This is a genomic window from Streptomyces katrae (assembly GCF_000717655.1).
In the GTDB taxonomy this organism is placed as follows: Bacteria; Actinomycetota; Actinomycetes; order Streptomycetales; family Streptomycetaceae; genus Streptomyces; species Streptomyces katrae_B.
In genome coordinates this window covers 39,692-56,030 of record NZ_JNZY01000021.1, presented here as the reverse complement: position 1 = coordinate 56,030, position 16,339 = coordinate 39,692, and the positions used below count along the sequence as shown (strand labels likewise).

The 16,339-nt window shown below is 68.3% G+C and carries 14 protein-coding genes; 6 read left to right on the top strand and 8 right to left on the bottom strand.

Translation table 11 applies throughout. From position 1 onward, the window contains the following. Positions 1 to 5: 5 nt before the first annotated feature. Positions 6 to 1,331: a hypothetical protein gene (locus IF09_RS0124175; RefSeq protein ID WP_030299048.1), complete on the bottom strand. Its 1,326-nt coding sequence runs from the start codon at positions 1,329 to 1,331 to the stop codon at positions 6 to 8. 142 nt (positions 1,332 to 1,473) lie between these two features. Here IF09_RS0124175 and IF09_RS0124170 point away from each other — a divergent pair, with 142 nt between their 5' ends. Continuing rightward, entirely contained in the window at positions 1,474 to 2,511 is a 1,038-nt protein-coding gene (locus IF09_RS0124170; RefSeq protein ID WP_030299046.1) for a fatty acid desaturase, read from the top strand. Positions 2,512 to 2,771: 260 nt separating this feature from the next. Here IF09_RS0124170 and IF09_RS0124160 read toward each other — a convergent pair whose 3' ends face one another. Continuing rightward, entirely contained in the window at positions 2,772 to 3,074 is a 303-nt protein-coding gene (locus tag IF09_RS0124160) for a hypothetical protein (RefSeq protein WP_030299044.1), read from the bottom strand. Between the two features lie 427 nt (positions 3,075 to 3,501). Here IF09_RS0124160 and IF09_RS0124155 point away from each other — a divergent pair, with 427 nt between their 5' ends. Then, positions 3,502 to 5,460 carry a hypothetical protein gene (locus IF09_RS0124155; RefSeq protein WP_030299042.1) on the top strand — a complete coding sequence of 653 codons (1,959 nt, stop codon included), beginning with the start codon at positions 3,502 to 3,504 and terminating at the stop codon, positions 5,458 to 5,460. A 398-nt stretch (positions 5,461 to 5,858) separates the two neighbouring features. On the opposite strand, the gene IF09_RS45730 is transcribed toward IF09_RS0124155, so the two are convergent. The 4 genes from IF09_RS45730 to IF09_RS0124140 all read right to left on the bottom strand — a co-directional run bounded on the left by IF09_RS45730 (position 5,859) and on the right by IF09_RS0124140 (position 9,969). Continuing rightward, entirely contained in the window at positions 5,859 to 6,236 is a 378-nt protein-coding gene (locus IF09_RS45730; protein ID WP_158710026.1) for a hypothetical protein, read from the bottom strand. Positions 6,237 to 6,831: 595 nt separating this feature from the next. Continuing rightward, positions 6,832 to 7,953, bottom strand: a complete 1,122-nt coding sequence (locus tag IF09_RS43265; RefSeq protein WP_234321125.1) for a hypothetical protein — start codon at positions 7,951 to 7,953, stop codon at positions 6,832 to 6,834. A gap of 541 nt (positions 7,954 to 8,494) precedes the next feature. After that, positions 8,495 to 9,433 carry a hypothetical protein gene (locus IF09_RS47190; protein ID WP_234321124.1) on the bottom strand — a complete coding sequence of 313 codons (939 nt, stop codon included), beginning with the start codon at positions 9,431 to 9,433 and terminating at the stop codon, positions 8,495 to 8,497. Continuing rightward, on the bottom strand, positions 9,430 to 9,969 hold the full coding sequence (locus tag IF09_RS0124140) for a hypothetical protein (RefSeq protein WP_158710025.1): 540 nt from the start codon (positions 9,967 to 9,969) through the stop codon (positions 9,430 to 9,432). Before IF09_RS0124140 ends, IF09_RS47190 begins: the two co-directional genes overlap by 4 nt. 276 nt (positions 9,970 to 10,245) lie before the next feature. On the opposite strand from IF09_RS0124140, the gene IF09_RS0124135 reads away from it, so the two are divergent. The 3 genes from IF09_RS0124135 (at position 10,246) to tcmP (ending at position 13,800) form a co-directional block, all read left to right on the top strand. Further along, positions 10,246 to 10,854 (top strand): hypothetical protein, encoded by a 609-nt coding sequence (locus tag IF09_RS0124135; RefSeq protein WP_030299036.1) that lies wholly within the window; start codon positions 10,246 to 10,248, stop codon positions 10,852 to 10,854. Positions 10,855 to 11,715: 861 nt separating this feature from the next. Continuing rightward, entirely contained in the window at positions 11,716 to 12,522 is an 807-nt protein-coding gene (locus IF09_RS0124125; RefSeq protein ID WP_030299034.1) for a phosphotransferase, read from the top strand. 126 nt (positions 12,523 to 12,648) lie between these two features. Further along, entirely contained in the window at positions 12,649 to 13,800 is a 1,152-nt protein-coding gene (gene tcmP, locus IF09_RS43260) for a three-Cys-motif partner protein TcmP (RefSeq protein WP_324606860.1), read from the top strand. Positions 13,801 to 13,847: 47 nt separating this feature from the next. Here the strand turns inward: tcmP and IF09_RS0124115 are convergent, their stop codons facing one another. After that, positions 13,848 to 14,594 carry a DUF5131 family protein gene (locus tag IF09_RS0124115; RefSeq protein WP_030299030.1) on the bottom strand — a complete coding sequence of 249 codons (747 nt, stop codon included), beginning with the start codon at positions 14,592 to 14,594 and terminating at the stop codon, positions 13,848 to 13,850. A 187-nt stretch (positions 14,595 to 14,781) separates the two neighbouring features. Between IF09_RS0124115 and IF09_RS0124110 the strand changes: the two genes are divergently transcribed. Further along, positions 14,782 to 15,357 (top strand): hypothetical protein, encoded by a 576-nt coding sequence (locus tag IF09_RS0124110; protein WP_030299028.1) that lies wholly within the window; start codon positions 14,782 to 14,784, stop codon positions 15,355 to 15,357. A 148-nt stretch (positions 15,358 to 15,505) separates the two neighbouring features. On the opposite strand, the gene IF09_RS0124105 is transcribed toward IF09_RS0124110, so the two are convergent. Beyond that, the gene (locus IF09_RS0124105; protein ID WP_037635835.1) at positions 15,506 to 16,339 is read right to left on the bottom strand and encodes a DciA family protein; all 834 of its coding nucleotides are present in this window, start codon (positions 16,337 to 16,339) and stop codon (positions 15,506 to 15,508) included.

Sequence of the window (16,339 nt, the reverse complement as noted above, 5' to 3'; positions counted from 1 at the left end):
GTCGGCTACTGCGCTGCAGCTGCCTGCGAGTCGGCCGGGTCCTCCTCACCGAACCACTTCGCCCAGGCCGATGCGGCGCGCGGGGTCTGCGGGCCGGCCCAACGAAGTGCATGGAGCTGCTTGTACGCCAGCTGGCCATGCCTGATCTGGTCGTTCTCACCGCAGGCAGCCAGCAGCTGCTCAAGGTCTTCATCAGTGAGCACGGCTGCGATGTGGACGATGAAACGCAGTACGGATGCAGCAGCTTCGTATGAACCACCGCCCTTGTCCTTCGCAGTCAGGTCGATCAGCGGGGCAATCAGCCGACGATCCGGGTCGTCTCCCAGAAAAATGGGGAGACCGGCTTCGAGCTTGCGCAACGCGCCGGGCCTGGTGACATCCCCCAGCCGGTTCAGCAGCATCTGATCCACAGGAGTACGCGGCAGCGGTCCGTGGAAGAGCATGTGCGTCTCCACGAGGTCCAACGGCGTCACCGTCTGGAGCAGCTCCTCCACGCGTGCTTGGGTCCCCTTGTGGAGCAGGTCCCAGGTACCCGGGACGTAGCACAGACCCGAGACCAAGGCGAGGAGGCCGGCATCGGTCAGCCCGTTCTGCTGGGTATCCAGAACGCCGCGCAGCTGCTCCTCGAACTCGCTGGGCGCGATCTTCTGTAGTTCGCGGGCGGTTCGTGTGCACCTCCAGCGGTGGCGGAGGTCGAGATCAGGCTTGAGGGTTTCCTTGCAGATCACCTTGATCAGGTTGGCGCGCAGCGCCTTCGTGCTGCGATCCATGTATCCGGCCCGCAGGTGGTCGTTGAGTCGCTGGTCGTTGCGGGGGAATGAGTCGGAGGCGACTTCCAGCCCGAACCTCTCGATCGCCTTACGGCCGGTGACAGCCGGCTGGGAGAGCAGCGCGTCTACCGCGGTCGTCAGGTGGGCTCGTACGAGCTCGGGTGACGGGTCGAAGAGGTCTTCACCTCCGGCGACGAAGGCCGGGTGCGCGCAGAGGTTCCGGTCCTTGTAGAGGCGGGTGAGCTCCTCGGCCTCGCGCCGGCCGATCAGCTCCAGGTCCGCTTGCGCTTTCGCGATCAGGCTCGTCTCGAACCTCTGCAAGGCGGGGACATCGTTGGACGCTATCGCTTTGTCCAGCGCATCACGCAGGCTGACGGCCGCGCCCTCCCCCTCGTCCGCCAGCAGGCGGATCTTGCCGATGATGTCCGCGGCCACGGCGATCCAGGTCGACATCAGCGCGGAGCGGTACGCGGACGCGCCGTACGCGGCGATTGCCTCTTCCACGTAGCGGCGGGAGGTCAGAGACCTCACCTGGTTCTTTATGTCTTCCAAGGCGCGCACGCAGCTGCTCCCCCTATGAGATGAGGATCAGAAGGGTAGTGCGGTGCAGCGCACGGAAGGCCCCCAATAACTAGTGCACTAGATGTACGGTGTGTGACAGTCGGTGGGGTGGTGCCCACCCCCTGCCTCCGGGGACCACTTGATGCTGCTCGCCTTATCCCTGCTCGCCCTCGGCATCGGCCTGCGCCAGGCCGACCGCGTCCACTTCACCCGACACCGGCCCCTCACCGCCACTGCGGGCGAGCTCATAGCCCTCCAAAGGGCCCGCGCCAACGACATCACCCCCGCACTGCTGCTAGCCGGGCAGTGGGTGCAGATCATCGGATGGTGGCTACTCGCCGGCCAGGGCCCACTGGGCGCCACGACAGCCGCCCTCGGCATCGCCGTGCAGTTCCGGCATCTCCAGGAGATCAGCCACCATGCCGTCCACGGGGTCCTCGCCCGCACCCGCCGGGCCAACACACTCCTCGCCGAGGTCTTCGCGCACTTGCCACTCGGCCTGGTCCCCGTTCCCGTCCGCAAGCAACGGCACGTGCGCGACCACCACCCTCACGCCACCCAGGCCACCGACCCCAACCTCGCCGACCTGGCCGACGCGGGACTACGCCCGGGCATCAGCCCCCGCCGGTTCGCCCTCGCCCTGGTCCACCCGCTCACCCCGGCCGGTCTGACCGCCACCGTCGCAGCACTCGTGAACGCACTACGACCTGACGCCGGCCGGTACGGACGCCTCCTGATCTTCTTCTGCGTCCCGGCCGCCGCCTACCTCACGGCAGGATGGACGGCAGCCCTCTTCGGCTGGCTGATCCCGCGGCTGCTGCTTTACCCACTGCTCGCCTGGCTCTCCCTGGTCGTCGAACACACCTGGTTCGACCCCGAGCACCGCACCGGCACCACCGCAGAGGTCGAGGCGGGCCGCTGCCTGCGCCTCTACCCACGCAGCCGCTTCCTCGCCGCCTTCGCCACCTCCACCTGGCTCCCCTACGGCGACCTGCACCACTACGCGCACTCCGCCCACTCGAGCCTGCGATGGAACTACCTCCCCGCACTCGAGCGCCACCTGGCGCCCCCGCATTTCACGCCAGCCGGTCTGTTCTTCAGATTGGACTCAGTCGCCCGCCGCCACCACGCTGCCCTGGTTGCCGTCGACCGCCGACCCTTGGCGCGCCGCGTCGGGTAGTCGCTCGGCAGTCGGCCCACGCAGATGCAGGCCCGGACCATCTGGTCCGGGCCTGCATCGTTACCGTTCCTTGGGCGCCGCGTGCTCGTCGTACAAGGCGGGGTCGGGGGCCTCACCCACCAGGCTGGACAGCAGCTCGACCAGCATCGCGTTCACGGTGCGCTGCTCAGCACGGACGCATTACGGCCCCGAACCAGAGCGCTGGTTTCGGGGCCGTGGTACGTAGAGGCAGGTCCGGGGACAGACGCCGACCGGGATCGTCAGCCGGCGTCAGGGCGCCGGCCGACCAGCTGTGTCAGCAGCTCGATGATCTGGGCCTGATTGCGGTCGATCTTCTGGTCGAGAGCCTCGACCTTCTGGTCCAGGCCGTTCAGGCGCTGGTCCATGCCGCTCATCTGGCCGCTGAGGTTGTCGACCTTCTGGTCCAGGTTGCTGACCTTGAGCTGGAGGGTGGTGAGCTCGCTCTTGATGATCCCGAACTCGCGGACGTTCTGGTCCTGGGCCTGCTCGTGGCGTCGAGTCAGCGCGGCAAGCTCGCCGTGAGCGATGGGATCTTCAGGCACCGGTGTCTCCGATCAGGTCAGGCGAAGCCGCAGCCTCGATTGTCGCAGGCCCGGCCGGCTTTCCGGTAGTCGGTCTGATCCAGGCCGTGCAGCTCGCATGGGCCCCGACTCCCACCCCTGTACAGATTTCCGTAGGGCAGGGCGGCCCCGAACCAGAACTCTGGTTCGGGGCCCCCTCGTACGTGCAAAACCTGGCGGATGGTCTACGGGGCGCTTGCGGCGTCCACGGCGCCGGCGGACCGGAGGAAATCGCGGGCCTGAGTGAGGTCCAGCAGTTGTCAGGTCTCCGGGTCACGGGGCTGGCGAATCGATACCTCTGCTGAGGGACACAGATAGGCCGAACTGGTGACGGACACATCGATGCCCACGCGGTGGGGTGGAGGGTGACCCCCGGCAGCGAACCGGATACAGCGGCAGGGAGCGGTCCATGGCGTACGAGGTGATCAGGGTGGAGTTCCGTACGGAGCTCCACGCGCGTTGGTCGGTGTTCTTCGACCACCTTCGGGTGCCGTGGGCGTACGAACCGGTGACCTTCTACGACAGCCAGGGCTCGCCGCGCACGCCGGCGTTCTGGCTGCCGGAGCAGCGGATCTGGTTCACGGCCGAGGTGGAGGCCCCAGCGTGGTGGGGCCGGTTCGCCATGGCGGCCGAGGGCCGCGACCAATGGCTCGGCGGTTGGGGTGAGGAGGCCGACAGCGTTCTGCCAGTGGAGGTCCCGGAGGAGTGGCGCGGTGGAACGTTGCTGGCCGAGGGGCCCTTCTTCCCCGACGACGAGCCCGGTGACATCTGGGATGGGCCCTGGCGGTTCCATGAGCTAAGCGGGATGCGCACCTACGACGACTCGCCCTACCAGTGGACGATGTGTCCGCAGTGCGGGGCCCTCGGCGCCGAGTTCTGCGGGTACGCCGAACGGCTGCGCTGCGACTGCCTCGATGACCGCGAGCACCACAAGGTGGCCAACGGCAGCGACAAGCGCCTGCTGGCCGCTTACCGGGCCGCGCAGTTCGAGGAATGGCATGACGACGATTTCGCCGAGCCCTACGCGACCGTGCTGTGGCCCACCGTGCGCGAGGCCCTGGTCCTGCAGCCCGGCGCCGCAGCCGCCGCCGAGAACTGCGTGGGCGAGTGCCGGTCGGTCGCCGAGCAACTGCGCCAGGACCTGTCCCCGCCCGCACCCGGGGAGAGTGAGGATCTCGAGACGCTGTGCTCGGCGTGCCCGGGATTCGTCTGCGGGCAGTGCGGTGAACAGCCGGCGCCCGCAGCCGATGTCCCATGCCGGACGTGCGAGCCGGTCGTACTGCTCACCGAGAACCAGGCCAGGCAGCGACTCAACTGGAAGGTGGAGCAGCTCTCCGCCGCCACGGGCATCCATGGGCGCCGGGTCAACGGCATCGTCAACGACTCGATCAGGGTGAAGAAGAGGACAGGGGTCTCACTGGCCCAGCTCGGCGCCGCCCTCACCAATGTCGAGCGGTGGCTGGCCGACCCGTCGTCCATGCCGGCCGGGCTCCCTGCCCCCTCCTACGACGATCTCGACAAGCTGCACGGGGCTGAGCTGCGCAAACTCCTCACCACCTACGTGGGGCCGCTGTCGGGCGCGCTCCGCGAACCGATTCCCTTCGTCCAAAGGCAGCTGAACGACTGGATGGGCGCGCCCAGCCGGGCCGAGGCGACGGACGAGCAGCTGCGGGACGCCATCATCCAGGCGCGGGCCTGGGTGGAGGACCCGGACTCGTACCGCACGTACACCCACCCGGAGCCGGCGGAGCCCGGTGGCCTAGTCGCGCCGATGCGAACGAAGGAGGCCGTCTCGGACTCCTCCTGCAACCTGTGTGCCGCCCCGGTGGTGGCCGGCGAACTCATCGGCCGGATGCCCCACCCGCGCCTGCCGTACGTCCCCATGGCCTGGCTGTGCGCCCACTGCCTGGTCGACCGGCGGGCCAAGCCCCGCCTCACCGATGTGCTCCTGCGGATCTTCCACCACACCTTCAGCGGCAGCAAAACCACACCGCTGAACACCACCGAGGCCGCCGTACTCCTCGAAGCGCTTCTGATGATTCCTCCCACGGAACAGGACGAGCACCTCCACGAGGCGATCACCGCGCTCCGGCAGGGCATCGAAGCACCGGACCCCGTGATGCAGCTGAGCTACTACCCCTCCCACGCCGCCGTGGCCGCTCTCCACGCGGCGGCGAAGCCGCAGGAGACGACCTCCGGTGACGCCGTCCTCACCGCCGTCGCCCAGCACCTGGCCGAGTGGCAGCACAACCCCCAGGACATCGACAAGGACCACTACAAGAACCGCACCCTGTGGCGGCAAGCCATCCTCAAGAACACCCTCACCCCCACCGTTCTGTCCCAGCGTGGTGGCCCCTTCTGGGTCTGACAGCCCGTCGGCACCCCTCCCGCATCCGTTCGGGCCGCCGCGGCGCTGTCGTTTCCATTGGAAACGCCCGGCCACAACGTCGGCGCGGATGCCGAGGGGTGCCTGTGCCTTGGTCGACGGCCAGGCTGTTTCTGGCGGGGTGAAGTAGAGCCACTGGGGCGGTGGGTTCGAGAGCCACGTTGCTCCATCCGAGGTGAGGATGGACATAGGCATAGGTCCCATGATCGGCGGCAGGAATGAGAGCCGCCCTGATCGAGTGACGTCACGGTGGGAGTGTCTGCGGTGGCAACGGCTTTGGGGCCAGTAGCTTGCTGATCGGGCCCGACCGGTCCGTGTCCCTGACAGGCGCGGCGTGGAAGAGCCTTCCTTATTCCGTGATCGGTGGCAGCGCGCCTTGTTCAGGTTTGATTCTGACGCCGGAGCGGTAGGCGTAGGAAACGGTTTCGAGGGGGAGCCTGGGGCACTTTTCGTTTGTCATACTCGCCGAGCGATCGTCGATCCCGAAGGGGCTTGTGGCCGAGTAGGACCCGGAAACTACGCTCCAGGTTCATGCGCGCATCCGTGGCGATCTTTTCGAGTGCACGACAATGTGCGGCTTCGCCCTGCTTCCCGAGCTCCAGCATATGGCTGAGCACATACCGCAGCCCACGCGCCTCTTCCCACATCTGATTGGATGCATCAAGGTTGAGGCGGTGATACGTCTCGATGAACTCGTCGTGAGCCAGCTGCGCCTTCTCCTCCAAGTCCTCATCTGTCGAGCGGGTGGCGGCCGACACCCTGCGCACTCGACACTGACGACGCCCCGCGCGAAAGTCGGCCAGCCGGACGGACGCCTCACGGGATCTTCGTTGGGCGACGAGCAGTCGCGCATAGGTCTCACGTAGAGCTGTCCGAGTTTGATGTCTCAGGTCGTACCTCTTGATTGCGAAAGTGGCGGCCCCTCCGACCAGGATCGCTGTGAAGGCTGCGTTAGCTGCCGCCACACCCACTGACTCAGTCAAGTTAAGTTGTGCAAGAAACATCGCACGGTCCTCTAGGAATGATTCGCTGCGGAGTCATTGCTTGCAGGGCCTCGCTGAACCTCAGGCAAGTGCCGGGTCAGGGCGTCCGTCGCCGCTTGTCCCAGCGGATCCGCTCAGAGATCCACTCACGCGACCTGTACACACCGGTCTCCTGACACGACCGTGATCAACAGGCACAGAATGAGCGCCCAAACAGCCCAAAGGGCCCATTACGCCAACAGCGGCATGTCACACACCATCACACTGGGCGGCTCCCAAACTCACCGCCCGAACCAGTGGCTAAGCCCGCCGTCCTGGCTCTACTTCACCCCGCTAGAAACAGCCAGGCCGTCGCGTCGGCGCGGAGCCGTCAATTGCTCTGGTCAGCAGGCCCGTCGAGAGCCTCACGCTCGGGCGGGTGCAGCCTCATGCGGGTATACTCCTTCGCCCTCTCCACCCGCGCGTAGTGAGGGCCACCCGGCGTCGCACAGCGCTCGCCGGGCTCCCGACCACAGTCAGGGCAGGCAAGGTCGTACACCCGCCAGGGACGGGGGCGCTGTTGCTGCTTGGCCTTGCGCTCGTCCACGATCGGCTGGAGCCGCTCGTCGTGAGGGATCCGGCGGACTTTACCGGTGCCGCTCTGATCGTCGTCGCGGCACTCCACACCTTGGCCTGCGTGACAGAGCGGGCAGTCCCTCTTGATCCAGAAACGCCGCGCCACCTGCTTGTGCAGGAGCCGTGGCTTCAGCGGCGCCTCTTCGGCGGCGGCCTCCTCCTTGTTCTTCTCTCGCTGCGCGGCCGCCGCCCGCGCCTCGGCCAACCGCGGCGACGGGACGGCAGCCGGTTTCTCGAAGCCCGCCGACGCCATCCAGAACGCCATCTGCCGTGTCTCCCAGCCGTGGAGCAGACTCCCGGCGCCGGCCGCCACCTCGACCAGCTCCTCCACCATGGGGAGCAGCAGCGTTCGTGGAGCATCCCAGGGTGCGCGGCGGAGATCGGCCAGGAGGGCGCGGGCCCGTTCCGCCGCGGCGGACGCGAGAGCGGCCAGGTAGGCGGCAGCCGCGTCCGCGATCTCGTGTTCTGCCGTGGTGCGGTCGTGACTGGCGTGCGCGTTGACGCGGACCAGGAGCTCGCGGACCTTCGTCTTGGTGCGGGGGCCGGCCAGCTCCTCTTCCAGGCGGGAGAAGAGTTCGCGCCTGACTTCGGCCTGCTGCTCCAGCCAGCGGTGCGCATCCTCGACCGCGGCGACCAGCTGTGCTTGAGTCTCCGGCTCTCCCCCGGTCACGGCAGTGATCTCGTCGCACACCCGGCTGACCACGACCACGGCCTCGACGCGGCGGGCTTCTGCCAGACGTCGCAGCAGGACCGGTGCCTGCGCCTGCGCATCCGGTGCCTTCCTGGCCTTTCCGATCGGCCACCGGGATGGAGGGGGCGTGCGGCGAGAGCTGACAATCCGCTGGACCGCAGGCGTCGACAGGCCGCGATCGGTCATCTCGCACTCGTCCAACTTGAACCACTCGGTGGGACGCGCGAACGCTTCGGTACCGATCCGGACCCGGCGAGTGGTGCCCTCGCGCCGGAGCGACCGCCTGGTCCAGGTGCACGCGCAAGCCGCCGAGCTTCCACTGGATGTCCACCACGGAGCCGATCGGTACCCCGTCCGGCCGCGCGAAGTCGAAGCGGGCCTGCTCGCCCTGGTCCTGTAGCCAGGACGAGGCCGCGGACTTCACGTACAGGTGGTCGGCGCTGGCCACACCCCGCGCGTGGCGACCGCATTCGTGAACCAGGCCGTCCGCGCCCGGATGGTGCGCGAAGTGGCAGACCCGGTCGGTGTACAGCTTCGTCGTCAGCCGGCCCCCGCAGCCGCCGAGCAGCAGCCCGCACCAGAAGGTGTCGTCCCCGTGCCGCCGGCGGAAGGCGTCCAGCTCGATCGCCTCCAGCGGCAGCATCAACGGATCTTCCGACTCCGCGCCGCCCAGCACCGCCGTCTGGATCTGTCGCCTGTCACTCCGCACGGACATCCCGACCCTTCGCTACCAGTACCGCAGGTCCTGGGCCAGCTGCTTGTACCACTCCGCACGGCGCCCCGTACGCCCGGCCGGCTTGTCCCCGAGAGCCACCACGGAGTCCCTGATGCCGTAGACCAGCCGGTAGAGCAGCAGCCCGGTAGCCGTCTCCACCCACTTCTGGGTCCTGGCGGCCGGAGGAACCGATCCGAGGACCGTCGCGAACCACACCGGCGGCAGAGCCCGCGCGCTGATCGCGTCCGTCAGTCGGCTGCGCAGCGCCAGCGTCAGCTTCTGTTCGGCCTTCTCCCCCGCCGTGATCACGCCCTGCTTCTCCGCGCGGACCTTCGCATCGGCCGCCAGGGCCCGCTTCGCCTCCGCCGCCGGATCGGTCTGCCGGTCCAGGTCCTGGCTCAAGCGCCGCTCCTGCCCCAGGGCCTGCCCGAGCTCCGTCACCGCCGCCGCATGCTCGCGGGCGGCACCGGTAGCGACCAGCTTTCCTACCGCGGCGATCACCTCGGCGCGGTGCTCCTGGTGCTGAGCGATCGAAGCCCCGAATCTCTGCACCCGCTGGCGATATGCCGACTGTTCGTAGTCGCTGAGCAGAGCGTCGCAGGCGTCCCAGCCGAGGCTGACCGCCCGGGCCAGCTTCCGCTGCTCGGCGGTGAAGGAGTCCAGATCAGCGGGCTGAGCCCCGCCCGCGGCCAGCAGCTGTCCCTCCAAGAGCCGTACTTGCCCCACCAGCCGCTTCATCGCCCGATCGGTTTCCCCGACGTGGTCGTTCAGCTCGGTTTCGAGTTCCTCGAGCTTGCTCTCCGCGCTGCTGACATCGCTGCGGATGTCGCGAAGCTCGTAGTCGAGATCATCGGTATCGCCGAACTTCCCACTGAGGCTGCTCAGGTCACTTTCCAGGGAGTCGATCCTGTGATCCAGGTCCCGGATCTGGTGGTCGTAGTCGCCGGTCACAGGGTCCGTCCCTTGGCAGCCTCGGTGCCGTCCGATGCCACACCGATCACGAACCAGCCGGCCAGGATGGCGATGATGAACCACGCGGAGAGCACGCCCAGACTCACGAGCGCGACCAGCAGGCACAGCGCGTGCAGGGAGGCCGCGACCTTGGCCTGGGTGGCATGCCGCGCGGCGGTGACCTTGAGCGTGCAGCCGCCCAGGGTGGCCAGCAGATGCGGAACAAGGACCACCAGCCACCACGCCGTGTTCCCCAGGAGAAACACAGCAGCGATCAAGACGGTGGACACCGCCGCCTCCGCGCGCCACGACCACCGCACGAACCGCTCGCTGCGCTCGCGCTTCGGCTCGACAAGCCGGGCCGGCAACTGGTTCTCAAAGTCGATGAGCCGCGCGGCCTCCGCCACCAGCCGCTCGTACTCCGCATCGAACTCGAGGTCATCCTGGTCCAGCCGGACCACTCGCGCGTGCCGCTCGCTGAGCGTCCGACGCAAGACCTCATGTTCTTGGTTGAGCTCGCGCTCCGTACTGCCCACAGCTCCCCCACCCGCGCTACCAGCCCATCCGCCACCGTGAGCGGAGGTCTCAAATCGGACCGAAATTACCGGCCACCGTCGCGCCCTGCTGGATCTTCCTGAACAGTGGCCGGATCCGGCCGATCACTGTCCACGAATACGCGTAGGCACCGGACCAGCGCTGTTACACGAGGGACCTGGGCGTCAGCCCACCCACGCATAGTTCCCTCGGACGTGCCGAAGAGAGAGCGCCTGGCAGCGCGGCTCCGTGGAGGGCGCACGGCAGAATCCGAGGGCATGGCGAAGAAGCGCAAGGACAACAAGGGCGGGCCGAACAAGCAGGCGGCCCGGGTGGCCAAGCAACGCCGGGAGCAGCGGCTGCTGGAGATGGACCCCCTGTTCCACGGCAAGCCTCCCTACGACGGGTACAGGGAATGGCTCACCCCGAATCCGCTGACCGGCAGGTTCGATCTGCAGGCGACAGCACCCATGGACAGCCGGATCTTCTTCGCGCGGATCGAGGAGCTTCTGCTGCCGATCTACCAGGGCAGGGTTCCGATGGCGGCCACCTACCTGGACGACCGGATCAAGGCAGGCTTCATCGTGTACGCCCAGGGCGACAACCCGGACGATGCGGTGAGCGTGGTGCCAGTCGCGGAGTTCGCCGAGAAAGTCGGGGATCACGACGGGGCCGGGCACCAGGACGTGTGCCCACGGCTGAACTGCAGCGGCAAGCAGCACGTGGCCGCCGAGCACAGGATCTGGGTCCACCTGCACCACCTGCACGCCAGCGGCCGGCTCCTGATGAACAACCGCGACGCGATCCGCCTCACGATCCCTCCTCAGTCCCCCGGAGAGAACTGGCAGTTCGTCTCCGCCAGTCACAGCAAAGATCACGTGAGTTGAACGGATGACGGCGGGGGCAGTCCGCCAGAACGCGATCGTTCAGGCATAGGGCGCGAAAGTTCGGCGGTGCCTCGTGCTGCCAGGCATTCGTAGACCGGACGGGCTGATCGCCTTCGCCGGAGCCTGGGTTCAGCGTACGGTCGGAGCAGAGTTGGTGACCGTCCGAGTACGCATGGTCACAAGATCGACCACCGCCTTGAAGGAGAGACTCCGTGGGCATCCTGGGCAAGCTGCTCGGCAACGATGGCTCCGCCACCACGCCTACATCGGAACCGATCGCGGTGGCTTCCTGGCCCCAGGGGCGAGGGGCCGTGTCAACGAAGTGGCTAAGGCTGCCGGGGTCGGAGTGGCACGTGTTCGCTGTCACCACACCACCTGGGACTACCTGCAGGAACAGGCACACGAAGAGCACTGGAGGCGCGGATCCTTCCGTCCCGGGGCGTTCCGCCCGTCGACGAACGGCGATGAGGTCACCACCGGGGCCGACGGCATCGTCACCGTCCCGCTCGGAGGCTCATCCCTCGCGGCGGTCCTGGACTGGTGTTATGAAGTGCAGGAATTCTCAGCACTGATTTGGATCGGGCCATCGGACGGCGGGTCGGCCAGGCCATCTCCAACGCCCTTCAGAACCTGACCCCCTCCGACGCGCAGGGAGACTCGTCCGCTGTCATCTGGCTGGACGACAGGATCGCTGTCGAGAGCCCCGCGCCCATCCCGTAGAGCCGGGCCTCCTGCGCGGCCTGCATCCTCAGCCAAGGGACCGCCACCCGCCCAACTGCGCGTGGGACGAACAGGTCGCAACCCTCGCCACCGAGCTGGCATCCAAGGACGCGGCCGCCGTCTCCCACAGGTAGGACCGCCATGTTCGACGCCCCCGCCCCCGCGACCGCCGACCGGATGCTGGCCGCCCAGCAGCACGCCGCCGACCAGTTCGGCCTGCGAGCCACCGGCCGCCGGGTGTGGGGGTACCGGGGCCGGACCCTGTCGGCAGCCGCCAGCCCACACTGGCTCCGCGTGGTCTGCGCCGAGGCCGGCACCGAGGGCGGCAAACTGTGGAACGGCCCCTCCACCTCCCGCGCCCTACCCGCTTCGGTGCCACGCCCCGACCTGTTCCGTATCCGGGACTGGACCACCAAGGCGTACGCGTACCGGGCGGAGCTGTACGCCTTCGCACCGGACCCGATCGTCTCCCCGCGGCCCGTCCTCGACGAGGACCCCGACCTTCCCGAGGCGTGGTGGAAGGAGATGACGGCCGCTCTGAAGTCCCTGACCGACGTCCCGCCGCCGACGGACCGCGAGGCGGTACGCGAGGAGTACCTGCGCCGGGTGATCCCCGAGTTCACCGGCCACCAGGTCGACGCCGTCACCTGGACCACCGCCCACGGCGACCTCCACTACGGGAACATCACCCGCGGCCCGCATATCGTGGACTGGGAAGGGTGGGGCCGCGCCCCGTATGGCTACGACGCCGCCACCTTGTACGTGTACGCGCTGCTGACCCCCGAAGCGGCTGCCCGCATCCGGACCGAGCTGGCTCCCATCCTGGACCGGCCCGAGGCCCGCACCGGCCTGCTGACCGTGTGCGCCCAGGTCCTCCAGGCCCAGGACCGCGTCGACTTCTACGCCGAGCTCGCCGGCCCCGTCCGTGAGCACCTGGCCCACCTTTGACTTCCGCTGCGCTGGAGCCTCGCGGCCGCCGATGCCGAGCGCCAGGCGCGGTGGGGGTCTTGCCGACTCCTGGCTCATGGTCGACCATTTGTCACCCAACGTAGTTGCTGGCGGTGGGGGTGGGCAGTGTCGAGTGGCACGAGCGGGAGTTACTGGCAGGGCAGGGCACTGCCGAGTGTGCTGAAACATGAGCTGTTAAGGCGATATCTCCCGCCGTTCGGCGGGATGACCGGCACCCAGGCGCAGGACGGGCGGGTGGTCTACCTCGACGGGTACGCGGGCGAGGGTCGGTATGAGAACGGGGAACCCGGATCGGCCGAGATCGCCTTGCGGGTGGCTGCACACCACAGGAGCCGGGGGCTGAACCTGTCGTGCTTCTTCGTGGAGCAGGACGCGAAGTCTTTTGCCCGGCTGGAGGAGGTCGTGGCTGGCTACCGGGCCCGCGGGGTGAGGGCGCAGGCCCGCAAAGGCGGCGTCGATGACGTCCTGGACGAAGTTGTCGACAGCGCGGTGGGGGTGCCGTTCTTCCTGTTCCTCGATCCGTGCGGCTTGTCGCTGCCGATGGACCGGCTGGTGGAGGTCCTGGCGAAGCGCCGCCCGGGCAAGCGGCCGGCCACCGAGCTACTCATGAACTTCAGCATGATGGCGGTCCAGCGACTGGGCGGGCATGTGCGCTCGCCGAAGGGCAACGAGCGGTCCCTGGAGCGGTTCGACGAGGTCTGCGGCGGCCGTTGGTGGCGTGCGTACTTCGCCGACCCAAAGCCTGGTGTGCTGCCCGCTCAAGCTGTGGCGGCCGAGTACGCGCGGCGTCTGGCGGAGCGGACCGGCATGTTCGTTCAGTCTGTTCCGGTGGCGAAGTCCCCCACCGTCCAGCCCGTCTACCACCTGGTGTTTGCCACCAGGAGCCCCTACGGACTGTGGGTGTTCGGAGACGCCCTTGCCCGCGCCCGGGATGAGTGGTGGAAGACACTCGACCTGCAGGAGGAAGACACGCTGTTCTCGACAGCGTCGGTGCTGCGGCCTGACCCGGTGGAAGTCGAGAAGAAGGCGGTCCCGGCCATGGCCGAGAACCTTGAAGGACTGCTGCGACGCTTCCGGCACCCGGTCAAGCTCGTCGATCACACCCTGGAGCTGTTCGGGGAGTACTACGGGCAGGTCACCGAGCCCGTGGCCCGAAAGGCGGTGAAGCACCTCCACGGTCTTGGCCGGACTCCAAGCAGCGGTGTCGGCGAGAAGAAGATCCGCGAGATCACGGTGCATCCCGGCCCCGCGGCGTAGCCCCGACCCCTGGTCCAGCGGCTGCTCCGCCGCTGGACCAGCGAGCCTCAGGCGAGGGCTGGCAGAGGCATCTGGTCCCAGGTTCGGCCCTGCAGAGTCCGGCCGCCGGCCTTGGGCGTGTGGCCACCCCATTGCTTGAAGAAGAAGGCGACCTGTTCCTCGACGCACTGGTCACGGATGTCTGTCACCCACGCCTCTTCCACAGGACGATGCCCCGCCCCGGACTCGCCACCGGCGATCACCCAGTGAATGTCTTCCAGGTTCAGTCCATCGAGCGGCCCGAGCAGCGGCTCGCAGGAGAGGAACCGCACTGCGGCAGGCACCTGCCGCAAGTCGTCCACGCGGGGAAGTTCCTTGCCGGTCTCCACCGATACACCCATCCAGACGTTCGCCGGCCAGTCCAACCGGTCCGCGACTTGCCGCAGACGCCGGGCTCGCTTCGTCAGCACCTGATAGGTGTGCTGCGGCGTATCCGCCATCACCTCGAACACCCGCCGCACGAAGTCCAACGGCACGCGCGCGTGGAACAGATCGGACATCGAGTTTACGAACACGGTCCGCGGACTCTTCCACCCGTACGGAACGCCGAGCGCATCCGGATGAACCGTCAAGTCGAAACCAGGCCCGGAAGTCCTCGGGTCACCATCGTTCTGATACTTCGCTGCTCCCATCGACTTCAAGCGCTTGGCCAGCGTTAACGCGTAGCAGTTGTCGCACCCGGACGAGACGCGATCGCACCCGGTCGTCGGGTTCCATGTCGCCTCAGTCCACTCGATTGAACTGCGGTCACTCATCTCCCACTCCCATCACCCTGTGCCTCGCTGCCCCGGCGAAGCCGTCACCCTCAACTCCCTTGCCAGGAAGGGCGCACCCGCCCATCCAAGCAGCCCCAGCCCCACGCCTCAGCCCAACCGCTCGGTCGAACGCCCGAGAGAGCCGTGTACACGCAACCGGACGCGTGCGTCTGGAGTTACCCATGGCATGGCACGTAAGCAAAATGACCTCACCCGACGCCGGGCCCGGGAGGCAGCGCGCCGGGCTGCGGCCGCCGAGCGGATCGGCCCGCGGCCCAAGCGAACCCCGCGTCCCCGCAACACGGCCACGCTGTACAGCCTCAACCCGCCTGGCGCCTTCTATCAAGAGTGGGCCAGCCCGGCGCTGCCCCACGGCACGGACGCCACAAGCCCCCTCGAGGCGGTGGTGGCCCAGTTCGGACCTGACTCCGGGCAGGCCGACACGATGAGAACTCTTCTCAAGTACGGCGACCTCTACGGCACGCCGATTCCTGTTGTTGCGGCCCGCCATCTGGAGAGGCTGGCACGACTGTCCGGTCTGGCCGCGGACGCGGCCGACAACCAAGGGATCACTGAAGATGAAGCCATTGAGTCGCTGCACTCTCTGCACGCCGAAGGGCTTCTGCTGGTCGACGATGACGGCTCGGTGTGGATGACGGTCCCGCCCGGGACGCCGTATTCGGCACCTGACGGCGTGTGGGCCTTTATGGAGAAGCGACTGGAAGCTCCGAAAGGTGCTGTCGCCGCTCTGAACGACCGCTGACGCCATCCTGGCCTGGCTCTTTCCGCGCCTCACGCGGTCCGTCCCAGCTTCAGGACGTCCCGGGCAGTGCCAGCACGTTCGGCACGGGCGTGGCTCGAGAGCGGGGGCAGCGCCTGGCCCCCGCACACGCATCCGCAGTCGCGCCCAGTCACGCCGAGAGGTCCAGGCGCCGGGGCCCGGTGGCCACGGGCAACGAGGTGAGCCCGGCCTTCTCAGCCCGGGCCCGGGCCACGGCGAGGGCGTACGACGAGCTCCTCGCGCACTCACGGTCGGCCTGCTCCCGCAGGCGGGCGAACTCGGCCAGGCCATCCGCGAACAGGTGCTCGGGCTCGCGCAAGGCGTTGCGGATCTGCCCCTCGGCCGCGGCCTGGTACGCAGGGTTCACCGTCCTGGTAACCCTGGCCTGGCGGTGCGCGGCGATGGCCTCGCGGTACCCGGCGGGAGCCTCGTAGGGCTCATCGGGCACCGGGCCGGCCGTCGGCGGAGTGCCGGAGGCTTCTGGGGCCAGGGGTGGTGCGGCGGGGGCGGTCCCGGGCGGCAGGATCCGGATGGTGCGGACGGCGGTGGCGGAGCCCAGGACCTGGTTGGCGGCGTCGATGAGTTGGCGGGTGCGCAGCCGGACGGCGGTGGCGTATGGGGAGGAGACAGGGCGCACCGCGAGTTCGCCGGTGGCCGGGTCGTATCCGGTGAGAGCGACGTGCCCGGTGAGGTCGGTGGCAATGGTCGGCCAGTCGTCGACCAGGGAGCCGGCGGCCGAGGGGAGTTCCCAGGCACGGTCGGTGACCAGGTTGGCGAGGAGGGCGGCGAAGCCGATGGGTTCGCGGCCGTCCGGCTGCCGCAAGGTGCGGGCACGGTGGGCCTTGCGGGAGCCGCTGGGGCGGTCGCCTCGCTGCCGGGCCGCGGCGCGAGCAGCGGCCAGGGCCTGGCGGGCGAGGTCGACACCGGATGCCGGGGCCTGCGGAAGGTTGATCGCTTCGGTCAT

Excerpts from the sequence above, each read along its gene's own strand:
- IF09_RS0124170 (WP_030299046.1), top strand. The coding sequence starts at position 1,474 with ATGCTGCTCGCCTTATCCCTGCTCGCCCTCGGCATCGGCCTGCGCCAG.
- IF09_RS0124155 (WP_030299042.1), top strand. The coding sequence starts at position 3,502 with ATGGCGTACGAGGTGATCAGGGTGGAGTTCCGTACGGAGCTCCACGCG.
- IF09_RS43265 (WP_234321125.1), bottom strand. The coding sequence starts at position 7,953 with ATGACCGATCGCGGCCTGTCGACGCCTGCGGTCCAGCGGATTGTCAGC.
- IF09_RS0124135 (WP_030299036.1), top strand. The coding sequence starts at position 10,246 with ATGGCGAAGAAGCGCAAGGACAACAAGGGCGGGCCGAACAAGCAGGCG.
- IF09_RS0124125 (WP_030299034.1), top strand. The coding sequence starts at position 11,716 with ATGTTCGACGCCCCCGCCCCCGCGACCGCCGACCGGATGCTGGCCGCC.
- IF09_RS0124115 (WP_030299030.1), bottom strand. The coding sequence starts at position 14,594 with ATGAGTGACCGCAGTTCAATCGAGTGGACTGAGGCGACATGGAACCCG.
- IF09_RS0124110 (WP_030299028.1), top strand. The coding sequence starts at position 14,782 with ATGGCACGTAAGCAAAATGACCTCACCCGACGCCGGGCCCGGGAGGCA.
- IF09_RS0124105 (WP_037635835.1), bottom strand. The coding sequence starts at position 16,339 with ATGACCGAAGCGATCAACCTTCCGCAGGCCCCGGCATCCGGTGTCGAC.